Here is a 13,464-nt window from a genome sequence, read left to right as displayed (position 1 = left end):
GAATCGTTCTGGTCGGGTTTCTTCGATCACACTCGGGAGCTCGAAGTGCTCCAGGTCACGTTCGGAGACGGTATCAGGAAACTGACTCTGAAGTAAGTTCCATTTCGGCCACTTCATCACCGGGCGCGAATGTCGACGCGGAACTTTCGTTTGCGTCCACGCAACCTTCCCGGCGAGAGCCCGAAATGCGGCGGGTGCACAATGAGTGAATGCCACGATCAAGCCCCATTTCCGCTTGGAAGTCCCTTCGCGAAGGCAACGAACGATTTGTCAACGACGCGTCCATTCACCCCAGCCAGGGAATCGCGGACCGCGCGAAACTCGTCGATGGGCAGCACCCCACAGCGGTGCTGTTCGGTTGCGGTGATTCGCGCGTAGCCGCCGAGATCATCTTCGACCAGGGTCTCGGCGACATGTTCGTCGTGCGCACTGCAGGTCACGTGCTCGACGATTCGGTGCTCGGTTCCATCGAGTACGCGGTTCACGTGCTCAACGTGCCGCTCATCGTCGTCCTCGGGCACGACGGTTGCGGTGCCGTGAAGGCAACGCTCGACGCCCTGGACGAGGGCGCAGTTCCCGACGGATTCATCCGCAGTGTGGTCGAGCGTGTTGCTCCGTCCATCCTGATGGGCCGCAACGAGGGCTTGTCCACCGTGGACGAACTCGAAGGCCGTCACGTCGTGGAGACCGGCTCGCTGATCATGCAGAGGTCGCGGATCATCGCCGACAAGGTGGACAAGGGTGCGTGCGCGATCGTCGGCGTCACGTACACGTTGTCCGACGGTCACATGCGAGTTCAGGGCGCGGTCGGCGACATCGGCGAGAGCGTCGAGACCGTCGAGGGTTAGATCTTCCGGGGCAGTGGTACCTGGCAGCAGACAATGGGTACCGACACGCCGCCTCAGCTGACGGTTAGTGGACCCTGCGCCAACTACCGTTGAGTCCGTGTTGGAACCTAATGGACCACTGCCCCCCGAGATCTACTGGCGTCGCCGGGCGCTGGCCATTGGTGCCGCCGTCATTGCACTGGCGTTGATCATCTGGGCGGCGTCCGCCCTCTTCGGCGGTGGAAGTGATACCCCGGAGGCCGATTCGGCCGCTGCGAGTTCCTCGCTGACGACGGACGTCTCCTTCACCCCCAACCCTTCCGGCTCCAACGCGCCGGACGGTGGCGGTGGCTCGGGTGGCGGCGCTGCCGGTGGATCAGGTGGCTCGGGCACGCAGGCTTCGGGATCGTCTTCGTCTTCGTCTTCTTCCTCTTCGTCGACCACCGGGGCTCCGGTCCCGGCCGGTCAGTGCGCCGACTCGTCGCTGGCAGTCAAGGCCACCGCAGACAAGGCGACCTTCGCTCCCGGCGAAGAGCCGTCGTTCACGATCGTCATCACCAACATCGGTTCGGCACCCTGTGATCGAGATCTGGCGGGCGGCCTTCAGCAGGTGCTCGTCTACAGCATCGACGGCAAGACCCGGTTGTGGTCCAACGTCGACTGCTACCCACAGCCCGCAGCCGACGTACGCAATCTCGCGCCCGGCGAGCAAGCTGCGTTCAAGGTCGCCTGGTCGGCCACGACGTCGACCCCCGAGTGCGCGACCGCGCAGAACCCCGAGCGCAATCCGGTGGGCGCAGGCGCTTACACGGTTGTCGGGCAGCTCGGTGCACTGCGAAGCTCCCCGGAGCCGTTCAACATCGCATGAGCGCGGGCAAGCCTGAACAGGCCCGCTAGTTGAAGGATCCGGTGATCGACGTTTCCGCGAGCCGGGAAAGTCCCTCACGGATGTGACGAGCCCACAGCCCGCCGATGCCCTCGACCGACTGCAGATCGGCAGCCGTAGCGGCCAGCAGCGACTGGAGAGTGCCGAAGGATCCGACCAACCGGTGGATTTGATGGAACTGCAATCGAGGTACACGCATCAGCACGCGATATCCGCGAGGAGTCATCGGAGTGTCGAGGGCTTCGATCGTGCCCGGATAACCGAGAACACGCGCAAGAGTCGTGAGATCGAGTAGATCGGCGTCGGTGACCCGATCGAGTGCGACGAGGACGTTGTCCATCGCCGCGGTGCCGATGGGTTCGGGACCGGCAAGATAGTCCCGAACGATGAGTTGACGTGCAATGTCGTTGTCGCCGACCAGTTCTTCGAGCTGCAGTGCCAACTGGCGACCGTCGGTGCCGAGCTCGAGGACATCCTGTTCGATTTCGATCGACACGCGGCGAACCATTTCGAGTCGCTGCACGACGGTCAACGCGTCGCGCAGAGTCACGAAATCCTCGATCTCGACCACCGACAGTTGCCGTGTCACTTCGTCGAGTCGCGCTTTGTATCGTTCGAGCGTCGCGACGGCCTGGTTGGCGCGCGAAAGTATGGTGGCCGAGCCGTCGATGACGTGCCGGATACCACCGACGTACACACTGACGATCGACATCGACTGACTGACCGAGACCACGGGATAGCCGGTTTGAATTGCCGTGCGCTCGGCGGCACGGTGCCTCGTGCCGGATTCGACGGTGGGAATCTTGTGATCGGGAACCAGCTGGACGTTGGCACGCACGATGCGTGTGCCGTCCGTCGAGAGGACAACCGCGCCGTCCATCTTCGACAGCTCACGCAATCGGGTCGGTGCGAACTCCACGTCGAGGTTGAATCCGCCGTCACACAGCGCTTCCATTTCCTCGTCGTATCCGAGGACGATCAGCGCGCCGGTACGGCCGCGCAGAATTCGTTCGAGCCCGTCTCGCAAAGCGGTACCCGGCGCCAACCTGGCGATGGTCTCTCGCAATGCCGACGACGACTGTGTGTCCGCCATCGCACTGATCATTGAGAAACTCCCTGCTGAGGTCGATGTCACTTCGGTCGGGTCCGATGCCTGCGCCGGACGGATCCCCGTTTAGATTACCTATCCATGAGTAGTACCTGGACCCTGCCTGATGACCTGACTGTCCCGGAGCCGGTCGAATTCTTTCCGGCCGCCGGCGAGAAGCTGCCTCAGCACTGGTCGAAATGCTTCGGCTGCGGCGACGACCAGCCTGCGGGAATGGCGATGAGTTTCAGGGCTGGTAACGGACTGGAAGTGACCGGTCGTCTGGAGGTCGCCAAGAAGTATCAGGGCGGTCCAGGTGTCATTCACGGCGGCATTCTGTCGACGGCATTCGACGAGGCTCAAGGTATGGCATGTATGGCTCTCGGCTCGCCGGTGGTGACCGGGCACCTCGAGATCGACTTCGCCCGGCCGATCCCGTTGGGATCGGTGCTCGAATTCCGGGCTCGCATCGACGGTGTTGTACGCCGCAAGGTCTACACCAGTGCAGAAGCGGTGATCGTCGAAGGTCCGACAGCGGATCCGGACACGGTGGTGGGAACCTCCCGCGGACTGTTTCTGACCATCACCTCGGAACACTTCGCCAAGACCAAGGAGTTCGTGGACGGCGAACCGACGTCCCCGTTCGGCACCTCGTCGGTCTGACGAGGTAGTCGGCCGAACGACGATCACTTCACCGGCGTGAGCTTGGGGCGAGACGGGGCTTGTTTGCCGCCCATCAATCCGGCGTAGGCCAGTGCCTCGGCCAGATTCGCCACTTCGTTGACGCGCATGCCGGGAATGTTCGGGCCGGAATCGACCGGCACGATGGCGCTGGTGAATCCCAGTCGGGCAGCTTCGATCAGCCGTCGGTTCACCCCGGCAACCCGTCGAACCTCCCCGGCGAGTCCGACCTCGCCGAGGATGACGAGCCCCTTGGGGACGGGTTTGGCTTTCACGGCGGAAGCGACCGCAATGGCGAGAGCCAGATCGGCACCCGGCTCGGTCATCCGCATACCGCCGACGGTCGCGGCGTAGACGTCGGCCTTCGAGATCGACACTCCGACGCGGCGTTCCAACACGGCGAGAACCATGGCCACACGGGCGGTGTCGAGCCCGCTGACGGCTCGGCGGGGTGTCGGTAGCGGCGTGGCGGCGACGAGCGCCTGAACTTCACCGAGTAGAGGTCGCTTACCGTCCATCATCACGGTGACGGCAGTGCCTTCCACAGCTTCTTCACGGTGATGCAAGAACAGGCCGGACGGATCGCTGATCTCGTTGATGCCCTGCTCGCTCAGCTCGAAGCATCCGACCTCGTCGGCCGCACCGAATCTGTTCTTCACGCCGCGGACCATGCGCAGGGTGGAGTGCTTGTCACCTTCGAAGTGCAGAACCACGTCCACGAGATGCTCGAGCGAGCGCGGACCGGCGACGGCGCCGTCCTTGGTGACGTGGCCGATCAGAAGCACCGGAATTCCACTGGCCTTGGCCAGGGAGGTCAGGGCGCTGGTGACGGCCTTGACCTGAGTCACGCCGCCAACGACCCCGTCGACGTCGGCAGCAAGCATGGTCTGCACCGAGTCGACGATGACCAGTGTCGGTTTGACCTGCTCGATGTGGCCGAGGATGGTCGCGAGATCGGATTCGGCCGCCAGATACATCCGTTCGTGGACAGAGTTGGTGCGATCTGCCCGAAGTCGAACCTGACCGGCGGACTCCTCGCCCGTGACGTACAACGCTCGATCATCCGCGCTGCGCATCGCCCAGCGGTAGACGACCTCGAGAAGTAGCGTCGATTTTCCGACGCCGGGCTCGCCCGCGAGCAGCACCACCGAACCCGGTACGACGCCACCGCCGAGGACGCGGTCCAACTCACCGATCCCCGTGGGTTTGGCCTGCGTCGAGGTGCTGTCGATCTGTGTCAGCGGCGTGGCCGGCGTCGTAGGCAGCACGGCGCTTGATCCTGCTTTGGCGAGTGAGGCGCCGGCGCGACTGGCGACGGGTGCCACTACGGCGACCTCGGTCATCGAGCCCCACGAATCGCAGTCCGGACATCTACCGACCCACTTGGGCACTACCGACTGGCATTCGGAGCAGCGGTAGTTCGATTTCACTTTGGCCACCGGGACAGACTAGAGGCGGGGTCCGACATGGACCCCGCCTCTAGTGTGATTTTGAAGTTGTTCTGCGAGGCGCATTGTGCGCCTTGATAATTCGAGGCTCAGTGCCCAGCTTCTGCAACGTCGGGCGACTTGTCCGACTCGTTGCGCTCGAGCTGCGGGCCTGCGTCGACAGGTACGTCGACGGTGACCGATCCGGCCTTCTCGAACTTGAAGGTGATCGGGACGGTCAAGCCGGGGCGAACGCCTGCCTTGATGTCCTGCAGAACGACGAGAGAGAGCGCAGCGGGTGCGTCGTCGTTCTCTTCGTTGTTCTTGATCTGGGTCTCGGCCTCGGTCGCGGCGCCTTCGCCTGCGGGCAACTGACCGGCCTGCAGCGACGTCTGCGGCTTGATCGTCAAGCCACCTACCTCTTCACCTGCGATGACGCGTGCTGCGTAATCGGTGGTGATGCTGACGAGCTTGTCCGTGGTCTCGGCGCTGTCGTTCACGACGGTGAACGCGAGCACGGCATTGCCGCCCGGCTCGATGCTGTACTCCTCGGACGAGGGGTAAGCGATGTGCACGTTGCGCAGTGCGATCTCACCGAGGTCGGCGCTGTTGCCGTTCACGGCGGCCTGCTGGACGGCGGTCTGGCTCACCTGTCCGGAACCGCAAGCGGACAGCGCGATGGCTGCGCCTGCAGCCAGTGCAATGGCGGTAGCGACTCGACGAGTCGGCTTACGGATAGCAGTCACGATTTGTCCTCCACGGCGTCAGGTTCGCACTCCACTAGGCAGAGTAGTAGATAAGGTCCCGCGGGCTGGCCGTCGGGTCGCCACAACGGTTGTCTGCGTGGGCTTTCAGTCCGTTACGCAGGGGTGCTCCAGACCAGTTGAATGCACGTACAACAAGCCCTGTCAACCCCTACGCTCGAGCAAGGATGCCCCTGACCTGCACAGTTGATGAGTGGTCGGTTCTTTCACGTGTTAAACTAGTGGAATCGAAAGGGGCACGGGACACATGATTTTCAAGGTCGGAGACACCGTCGTATACCCCCATCACGGTGCGGCGCTGATCGAAGCTATCGAAACCCGCACCATCAAGGGTGAGCAGAAGGAGTACCTGGTTCTGAAGGTCGCTCAAGGCGATCTCACAGTACGGGTTCCTGCAGACAACGCAGAGTACGTCGGAGTTCGTGACGTGGTCGGCCAAGAAGGCCTCGACAAGGTTTTCCAGGTTCTGCGAGCACCGCACACCGAAGAGCCCACCAACTGGTCTCGTCGATACAAGGCAAATCTCGAGAAGCTTGCCTCAGGTGACGTGAACAAGGTTGCAGAAGTTGTTCGTGACCTGTGGCGTCGTGAGCAGGACCGCGGACTTTCCGCTGGTGAGAAGCGCATGCTCGCCAAGGCTCGTCAGATTCTCGTCGGAGAGCTCGCGCTCGCCGAGGGCACTGACACCGAGAAGGCAGAGACCATTCTCGACGAGGTCCTCGCGGCCGCGTCCTGACTGCAACACAACAAAGCTGACAGTGGCAGTAGTAGCCCTGGTACCTGCCGCAGGTCGGGGAGTGCGATTGGGCGAGAAATTGCCCAAGGCATTTGTCGAACTCGGTGGGTGCACCATGCTTGCACGCGCGGTCGATGGACTCCGGAAATCCGGAGCGATCGACCGCGTTGTTGTCATTGTGCCGCCTGAACTGGTCGAATCCGTCGTAGCCGACCTCGGTCGTGCAGCGGACGTCGACGTCGTCGGCGGTGGTGCCGAAAGAACCGATTCGGTTCGAGCCGGCCTCAGCGCTGCCGGCGACGCAGATTTTGTACTCGTGCACGATGCCGCACGGGCATTGACACCGCCGGCGTTGATCGCGCGCGTCGTCGGAACTCTCCGAGCCGGCAGCTCCGCTGTCATCCCGGTACTTCCGGTTACCGACACGATCAAGTCGGTCGACGTACTCGGCGCAGTCACCGGTACGCCTCTGCGTTCGGAGTTGCGTGCGGTTCAAACTCCCCAAGGATTCTCCACCGACGTCCTGCGCAGTGCGTACGACGCCGGTGACGTCGCCGCGACCGACGACGCCGCTCTGGTCGAGCGTCTCGGTGTTTCGGTGCAGACGATTCCCGGCGACGCTCTCGCCTTCAAGATCACCACTCCGCTCGACCTGGTCCTTGCACGGGCGCTCCTGAGTTCGGAGACAGCGTTGAGTGCGGATTCACAGGACGGAAATTAGATGCGCGTCGGTCTCGGCACGGATGTTCATCCCATCGAGGTCGGTCGTCCTTGCTGGATGGCCGGGTTGCTGTTCGAGGAAGCAGACGGGTGCTCGGGCCATTCGGACGGCGATGTCGCCGTCCACGCGCTGTGTGACGCGTTGCTCTCTGCGGCGGGCCTCGGTGACCTCGGTTCGGTTTTCGGCACCGGCAGGCCCGAATGGGACGGCGTGAGCGGCGCTCGAATGCTTGCCGAGGTTCGCCGACTGCTCGAAGAGAACCAGTTCGCCGTCGGCAACGCCGCGGTGCAGGTCATCGGCAACCGTCCGAAGATCGGGCCGCGTCGCGACGAGGCGCAGAAGGTGCTTTCCGAGATACTGGGCGCGCCTGTTTCGGTGTCCGCGACCACCACGGACGGCCTCGGCTTGACCGGTCGAGGCGAGGGGATCGCCGCCATGGCCACCGCGTTGGTCATGACAACCGAACACGACAGGTAAGATCGCTGGTCGTGACCCTGCGCCTATACGACACCGGTACGCGGGCCCTTCGGGATTTTGTTCCGTTGGCCCCCGGACATGCATCGGTGTACCTGTGTGGGGCGACAGTTCAGGGTGATCCTCACATCGGACACGTACGCAGCGGCGTCGCTTTCGACGTGCTGCGTCGCTGGCTGTTGGCGCACGGCAACGACGTTGCCTTCGTGCGCAACGTGACGGACATCGACGACAAGATTCTCAACAAGGCCGCCGGCGCCGGTCGACCTTGGTGGGAGTGGGCGGCGACGTTCGAGCGGTCGTTCACGTGGGCCTACGACCAACTGGGTGTGCTGCCACCGTCCATCGAGCCACGGGCCACCGGCCACGTGACGCAGATGGTCGAGATGATGGAACGTCTGATCGAGAACGGCCACGCGTACGCGGCGGGCGGTGACGTCTACTTCGACGTGCAGAGCTACCCCGAGTACGGCGCACTGTCCGGCCACAAACTCGACGACGTTCATCAGGGCGAGAGCGCTGCCGAGGGAAAGCGTGATCCTCGCGACTTCACCCTCTGGAAGGCCGTCAAGCCCGGTGAGCCCTCATGGCCGACACCGTGGGGACCCGGCCGTCCGGGCTGGCACCTCGAGTGCTCGGCCATGGCGGAGTTCTATCTCGGGGCGGCATTCGACATCCATTGTGGTGGACGCGATCTCGTCTTTCCGCACCACGAGAACGAAATTGCGCAGGCCAAGTGCGCCGGCGACGATTTCGCTCAGTACTGGTTGCACAACGGCTGGGTCACGATGAGTGGCGAGAAGATGTCCAAGTCGTTGGGCAACGTTCTCTCGGTGCCGAACGTGCTCAAGAAGGTTCGTCCGCAAGAACTTCGGTACTACCTCGGTAGTGCGCACTACCGTTCCAATCTCGAGTACTCGGACGAGGCGTTGGACGAAAGTGCGAAGTCCTACCAGGGGCTCGAGTCGTTCGTCCTGCGCACACACAAGCGTGCGGGCGGCGTCGAACTCGGTACGTGGACCGAAGGTTTCGCGGCGGCTCTCGACAACGACTTGTCGGTGCCGATCGCGTTGGCCGAGATTCACGGCAAGGCGAGCGAGGGTAATTCCGCGCTCGCTGCCGGTGATCTCGACGCGGCTCGGGTGGCTGCCGGCCAGGTGCGGGCCATGCTCGCGATCCTGGGCGTCGACCCACTCGACGAGCATTGGACGCAGTCCGGTGGCGACACCGAGACGGCAATGGAAGCTTTGGACGTGTTGGTGCGGGCCGATCTCGATCGTCGGCAGCAGGCACGTACGGAAAAGAACTGGGCGGTGGCGGACGAGGTTCGCGATCGCCTCATCAAGGCGGGTATCGAAGTAACCGATACTCCCGACGGACCCGAATGGTCCCTTAAGGCAGGGCAGTAACAATGGCTGGAAACTCGAGCAGGCGCGGCGCAGTCCGTAAGGGCGGCACCAAGAAGGGCCAGGTTGCCGGTTCCGGCGGTAAGCACCGTCGCGGTCTCGAAGGGCGTGGCGCTACGCCGCCCGCCGAGGCACGCACCAAGCATCCCGCGGCAAAGCGTGCAGCGCGCGCCGCACGTGCCGACGAGAAGCAGGGCCGCGGTGGCCGTCCGGGTCCGGGCCGCAAGGTTCTCGACGGTCCCGAGACAGTGCTCGGACGCAACCCGGTGGTCGAGTGCCTACGCGCCGGCGTTCCGGCGACTGCACTGTGGGTCGCCGTCGGCACCGAGAGCGACGATCGACTGAAGGAATCCGTTCAGCTCGCTGCGGATGCCGGCATCTCGATCCTCGAGGTCCCCCGCACCGATCTGGATCGCCTCAGCGCCAACGGTCTTCACCAAGGCATCGCCCTGCAGGTTCCGCCGTACCGCTACGCGCACCCGGACGATCTTCTCTCGGAGGCACGCAAGCATGCCGAGCCGCCGCTGCTCGTCGCGCTGGACAACATCACCGATCCCCGCAACCTGGGTGCCGTCGTGCGCTCGGTCGCAGCTTTCGGTGGACACGGCGTCGTGATTCCGGAGCGTCGTAGCGCGAGCGTGAGTGCTGTCGCTTGGCGCACCAGCGCCGGCGCTGCCGCTCGTTTGCCGATTGCTCGGGCAACCAACCTCACCCGCACGCTCAAGGACTGGGCATCGAAGGGTGTTCAGGTCGTCGGTCTCGACGCCGAGGGCGACACCACTCTCGACGATTTCGACGGCAGCGGTCCCGTTGTGATCGTGGTCGGTTCCGAGGGCAAGGGCCTTTCGCGCCTCGTCCGCGAGAACTGCGACGCGATCCTGTCGATTCCGATGGCCGGTCCGGTCGAGTCGCTCAACGCCTCGGTTGCCGCCGGAGTCGTCCTGGCGGACATCGCCCGCAGGCGTCGTAGCAGCTGAGTTGTAACGGCTTTCGGGTGAGTCTGGCGGGGTTCTAGCTCCGTACCGACCAGGCTTCCCACAGTGCAGCGTAGGAACCGTCCGCGCCGATCAGTTCGTCATGTGTCCCGCTCTCGACTACGCGGCCACCGCTCATGACGAGTATGCGATCGGCGCGGACTGCTTGGCTCAGCCGGTGTGCGATCACCACGGCGGTCCGGCCGGTGACTGCGAGCTCGGCTGCCTGATCGAGTAGACCGGCTGCGGTGGTTCCGGCTTCGGCAGTCGCCTCGTCGAGGATGACGACGGGAGGATCGAGCAGAGCCAGTCGGACGAGGGCTATGTGCTGTGCCTGCGCCGCCGTCAACTGGTACCCACCGGCCCCGACCCTGGTCTCGAGTCCGTCCGGAAGTTCATGAATCCATTGAGCTTTCATCGTGTCGACGGCTTCGGCGATCTTCGCATCGTCCGAATCTGGTGCACACAACCGGAGATCGTCGGCGATCGTCCCGACGAACACGTGAACTTCCTGGCTGACGAGGACGACTTCGTGCCGAAGTTCGGCATCACTCAGGTCGTCAATCAGTGTGCCGTCGACGGTGATTCGCCCGTCCCCGACGGGAATGATGCCGGCAATCAGTTTGGCGAGCGTGGTCTTTCCGGCGCCGCTGCTTCCGACGACGGCGATTCGTTCCCCCGGTGCGATCGAGATCGAGATCGAATCGATCACCGGGGTGGAGTTGTCGTACGAGTAGGAAACCCGGTCCACCTCGACGCCGATGGGTTCGGACCGAGCCGAGGCAGGAATGCTCGTGGGCCGCCCGGGCATCGCGGTGACTCCGATCAGGCGAGCCAGGCTGGCACCCGCATCCTGCAATTCGTCGATGTTCGAGAGAAATACCGCGATGGGGCTGAACAGACTGTGGAAGTAGAGGGCGGCGGCGGTAGCGGCCCCGATGGACACCGAGCCTGTGGTCACGAGCCAGTAGCCGACGCTCAGGACGGCGGCCAGTCCGAGCAGTTCGGCGCCGTTGAGTTGGGCGAAGAAGTTGGTGCGCAGGCGAACTGCCTGCATGTCGAAGCTGATGGCATGCTCGGAGGTCTCGGCGATTCGGTCGATGTGCTCGTCTGTTCGCCGCAGGGCAGTGACAGTTCCTGCGCCTCCGAGAGTTTCGATGAGCTGTTGTCCCCGCCTGGCCTGCGCAGCGCGAGAGCGTCGGTAGACGGGTCCGGAGCGTCGGAGGAAATGACGAAGAGCGAAATAGTGAATCGGCGCAACGGCAACGATTGCCACGGTGAAGCGCCAATCGATCACTCCCACACCGACAAGCGTCAGTGAAATCATGAACAGGGCAGACACGGTGGCGGGTAGTACTCGCGCGATGACGGTGTTTACCGCTTCGACGTCGCCCGAGACCCGGGAAATCAGATCACCGGTTCCGGCATCCTCGACCAGTGACGACGGCTGCGCGAGGGTGGCGGCGAACACGTCCTCGCGAAGATCGGCCAGCACGTTCTGCGCGACGTTCGCCAGAAGCTGTGTGCTCCACCAGGTCAGCGCAACCCCTGCTGCCGCTGCGCCGAGCATGAACGCGGTGATACGCAGGAGTGAGGCAAACGGTTTGCCCTCCGTGACCGCATCGACCATGAGTCCGAGCAGTGCCGGGGTGGACAGGCCGCAGGCCGTAGCAGAGAGAAGCACGACGGTCGTGAGTGCGAGCGCTCGCTTGCGTGGCCGAAGCAGTGCGATCAATGCGCGGACGGTCTGCTTGGTCGACGCGATCGGCAGGGCAGATACAACCGGAACAGCAGATGCATCCGGAAGGGTATCGGTCACAGCGACTCTCCCTCCCGAACGCCGTGGTCGATCGTGACGACACGGTCACACGAATGGAGCAGGGTCGGGCTCGAGGTGATCACCAGAATGGCCTTGTCGGGGAAGTTTCTCAGCGAGTGTGCAATTCGATGCTCGGTGACAGAGTCCACGGAAGTGGTGGGTTCGTGGAGGACCAGGATCGGCTGGGGTTGATGGAGAGCGCGGGCGAGGAGAAGGCGTTGGCGTTGACCTCCGGAGAGTTTTTTTCCTTGCTCGCCTACCTCGGAGAGGTGGCCGTCGGGCAGATGCGTCAACACGTCGTCGAGCGCAGATGACGTCATTGCCGACGAGTCGACGTTCGGTGCAGCCAGATTGTCGAAGACGGTGCCGGTGAACACGGTTCCTTCATGGGCGGAGACGAACACCTGATCACGAACTCCGTCCGGGCCGAGGTCGGTTGCATCGGTGCCGAATACGAAGTAAGAGTCGGGGGCGAGCGGGGTCTGATAGGCGAGTTGTCGTGCCAGTCGGTCGGCGGAATCGTCAGCGCGCACACCCACCACTTCTCCGCGGCGAGCTGAGACGACGGTTCCGTTGTCCGCCGAAATCAATAGGGCGTCTTCAGTTCTGGCAGGTTCGGTCGCGGCCGTGGGGGCCAGCGATTCGATCAGGTGTGGCTCGGCCAACAGTTCGGACAGTCTGCGCGCGGAACCTCGCTTGGCAGCGAGTTCGGCACCGAAGAACCCCAGCGTTTCCATCGGACCGGCAATCACTCTGCTCAAGCCGACAACGGTGACGAAGTTGCCCACGGTGATCGTGCCTTGATGCGCCATCCACGCGGCTCCAAGCGCAACCGAAGCCAGCACCAACGCGGAGACCCCGGAATTGAGCGCGGTCAGGCTGGACATTGCTCTGACCGTCCGGATCGCTGCCTTCATCGACTCCCGGCTCGCGTTGACGTATCGCGACAGGGCGGTGGGTTCAGCCCCGAAACCCTTCAGCACCCGCAGTCCCAGCGTGAAATCCGTTGCAAGCATGCCTGCCTCGGCTGCCTTCTTCTGCTCTGCATACACGCGCTCGTCCAACGGACCGCTGATCTTGTGGATGAATATGAGCTGCGCAGCGGTGATGAGTACGACGATCAGTGCGAGCGGCCACGAGACGAAGGCAAGCGAAATCACTGCCGCGGCGAGCCCCGCAAATGCCGAGCCCTGTTCGGCGACAACCCAGGAGAAGCCCGAGACGTGTGAGGCATCCGAGGTAGAGATGGTGAGAACTTCACCGGTCGAACGCTGAGCTTTCATCCCCCTGGCATCGAGTACTCGTCTGGCAGCATTCAGTCGTAGGTCGTGTTCGCCGTAGACGAAGACCTGCGTGTTCAGGCGAACTGCGATGCGCCACGACAGAGCGAGTCCCACGAACAGAGCACACAGCACCGCAAGCCACACGAGAAGTGCTGTGCTGTCGGACTTTCCGATTGCCCGGTCGACGACGGTGCCGATCAGCACCGGGATGAGGGCTTGAGCTACCTGATACGACGCCTGCCCGGTGACGGCTGCAACCAGTCGCGGGCCGCGTCCGGAGGAGAATGATCCGACTCGGATCATCTCCATCGGACCGGAACGAGTTTCGGGCAGCGCTGACACTCGTGAAACTCCTCGCCCAGATCTGAACACTCGTTGT

13 protein-coding genes are annotated in these 13,464 nt (G+C 63.6%); 8 read left to right on the top strand and 5 right to left on the bottom strand.

Annotation, left to right across the window (positions count from 1 at the left end; translation table 11 throughout):
- Positions 1-209 precede the first annotated feature (209 nt).
- Positions 210-848, top strand: coding sequence for a carbonic anhydrase (locus ATN37_RS20510; protein ID WP_003945421.1), 639 nt, complete (start codon positions 210-212; stop codon positions 846-848).
- 97 nt (positions 849-945) lie between these two features.
- Positions 946-1,695 (top strand): DUF4232 domain-containing protein, encoded by a 750-nt coding sequence (locus ATN37_RS20505; RefSeq protein WP_064443473.1) that lies wholly within the window; start codon positions 946-948, stop codon positions 1,693-1,695.
- A gap of 25 nt (positions 1,696-1,720) precedes the next feature.
- On the opposite strand, the gene disA is transcribed toward ATN37_RS20505, so the two are convergent.
- Positions 1,721-2,806 (bottom strand): DNA integrity scanning diadenylate cyclase DisA, encoded by a 1,086-nt coding sequence (disA, locus tag ATN37_RS20500; RefSeq protein ID WP_024487741.1) that lies wholly within the window; start codon positions 2,804-2,806, stop codon positions 1,721-1,723.
- Between the two features lie 96 nt (positions 2,807-2,902).
- On the opposite strand from disA, the gene ATN37_RS20495 reads away from it, so the two are divergent.
- The gene (locus ATN37_RS20495) at positions 2,903-3,463 is read left to right on the top strand and encodes a PaaI family thioesterase (RefSeq protein WP_003945494.1); all 561 of its coding nucleotides are present in this window, start codon (positions 2,903-2,905) and stop codon (positions 3,461-3,463) included.
- A gap of 23 nt (positions 3,464-3,486) precedes the next feature.
- On the opposite strand, the gene radA is transcribed toward ATN37_RS20495, so the two are convergent.
- Both radA and ATN37_RS20485 read right to left on the bottom strand, forming a co-directional pair.
- Positions 3,487-4,920, bottom strand: coding sequence for a DNA repair protein RadA (gene radA / locus ATN37_RS20490; protein WP_003945739.1), 1,434 nt, complete (start codon positions 4,918-4,920; stop codon positions 3,487-3,489).
- 98 nt (positions 4,921-5,018) lie between these two features.
- Entirely contained in the window at positions 5,019-5,654 is a 636-nt protein-coding gene (locus tag ATN37_RS20485) for a lipoprotein (RefSeq protein ID WP_007726888.1), read from the bottom strand.
- A 265-nt stretch (positions 5,655-5,919) separates the two neighbouring features.
- Between ATN37_RS20485 and carD the strand changes: the two genes are divergently transcribed.
- Genes carD through rlmB form a run of 5 tightly spaced genes read left to right on the top strand, consistent with a single transcriptional unit; the run spans position 5,920 to position 9,986 of the window.
- Positions 5,920-6,408, top strand: coding sequence for an RNA polymerase-binding transcription factor CarD (gene carD / locus ATN37_RS20480; RefSeq protein WP_003945666.1), 489 nt, complete (start codon positions 5,920-5,922; stop codon positions 6,406-6,408).
- 22 nt (positions 6,409-6,430) lie between these two features.
- The gene (ispD, locus tag ATN37_RS20475) at positions 6,431-7,129 is read left to right on the top strand and encodes a 2-C-methyl-D-erythritol 4-phosphate cytidylyltransferase (protein ID WP_039972758.1); all 699 of its coding nucleotides are present in this window, start codon (positions 6,431-6,433) and stop codon (positions 7,127-7,129) included.
- Positions 7,130-7,606 carry a 2-C-methyl-D-erythritol 2,4-cyclodiphosphate synthase gene (gene ispF / locus ATN37_RS20470; RefSeq protein WP_003945901.1) on the top strand — a complete coding sequence of 159 codons (477 nt, stop codon included), beginning with the start codon at positions 7,130-7,132 and terminating at the stop codon, positions 7,604-7,606. It begins immediately after the preceding gene.
- A gap of 11 nt (positions 7,607-7,617) precedes the next feature.
- Complete coding sequence (cysS, locus tag ATN37_RS20465; RefSeq protein ID WP_003945830.1) at positions 7,618-9,012, top strand: cysteine--tRNA ligase; 1,395 nt, start codon at positions 7,618-7,620, stop codon at positions 9,010-9,012.
- Between the two features lie 2 nt (positions 9,013-9,014).
- Positions 9,015-9,986, top strand: coding sequence for a 23S rRNA (guanosine(2251)-2'-O)-methyltransferase RlmB (rlmB, locus tag ATN37_RS20460; protein WP_003945749.1), 972 nt, complete (start codon positions 9,015-9,017; stop codon positions 9,984-9,986).
- A gap of 34 nt (positions 9,987-10,020) precedes the next feature.
- Here rlmB and ATN37_RS20455 read toward each other — a convergent pair whose 3' ends face one another.
- The gene (locus tag ATN37_RS20455) at positions 10,021-11,802 is read right to left on the bottom strand and encodes an ABC transporter ATP-binding protein (protein WP_047269645.1); all 1,782 of its coding nucleotides are present in this window, start codon (positions 11,800-11,802) and stop codon (positions 10,021-10,023) included.
- Positions 11,799-13,427 (bottom strand): ABC transporter ATP-binding protein, encoded by a 1,629-nt coding sequence (locus ATN37_RS20450; RefSeq protein WP_007726874.1) that lies wholly within the window; start codon positions 13,425-13,427, stop codon positions 11,799-11,801. Before ATN37_RS20450 ends, ATN37_RS20455 begins: the two co-directional genes overlap by 4 nt.
- Positions 13,428-13,464: the final 37 nt, after the last annotated feature.

Origin of the sequence: Rhodococcus sp. MH15 (assembly GCF_019266045.1) — a bacterium.
Classification (GTDB): domain Bacteria; phylum Actinomycetota; class Actinomycetes; order Mycobacteriales; family Mycobacteriaceae; genus Rhodococcus_F; species Rhodococcus_F qingshengii.
The sequence above is the reverse complement of the archived record's forward strand: the minus strand, read 5'-3'. Positions and strand labels throughout refer to the sequence as shown.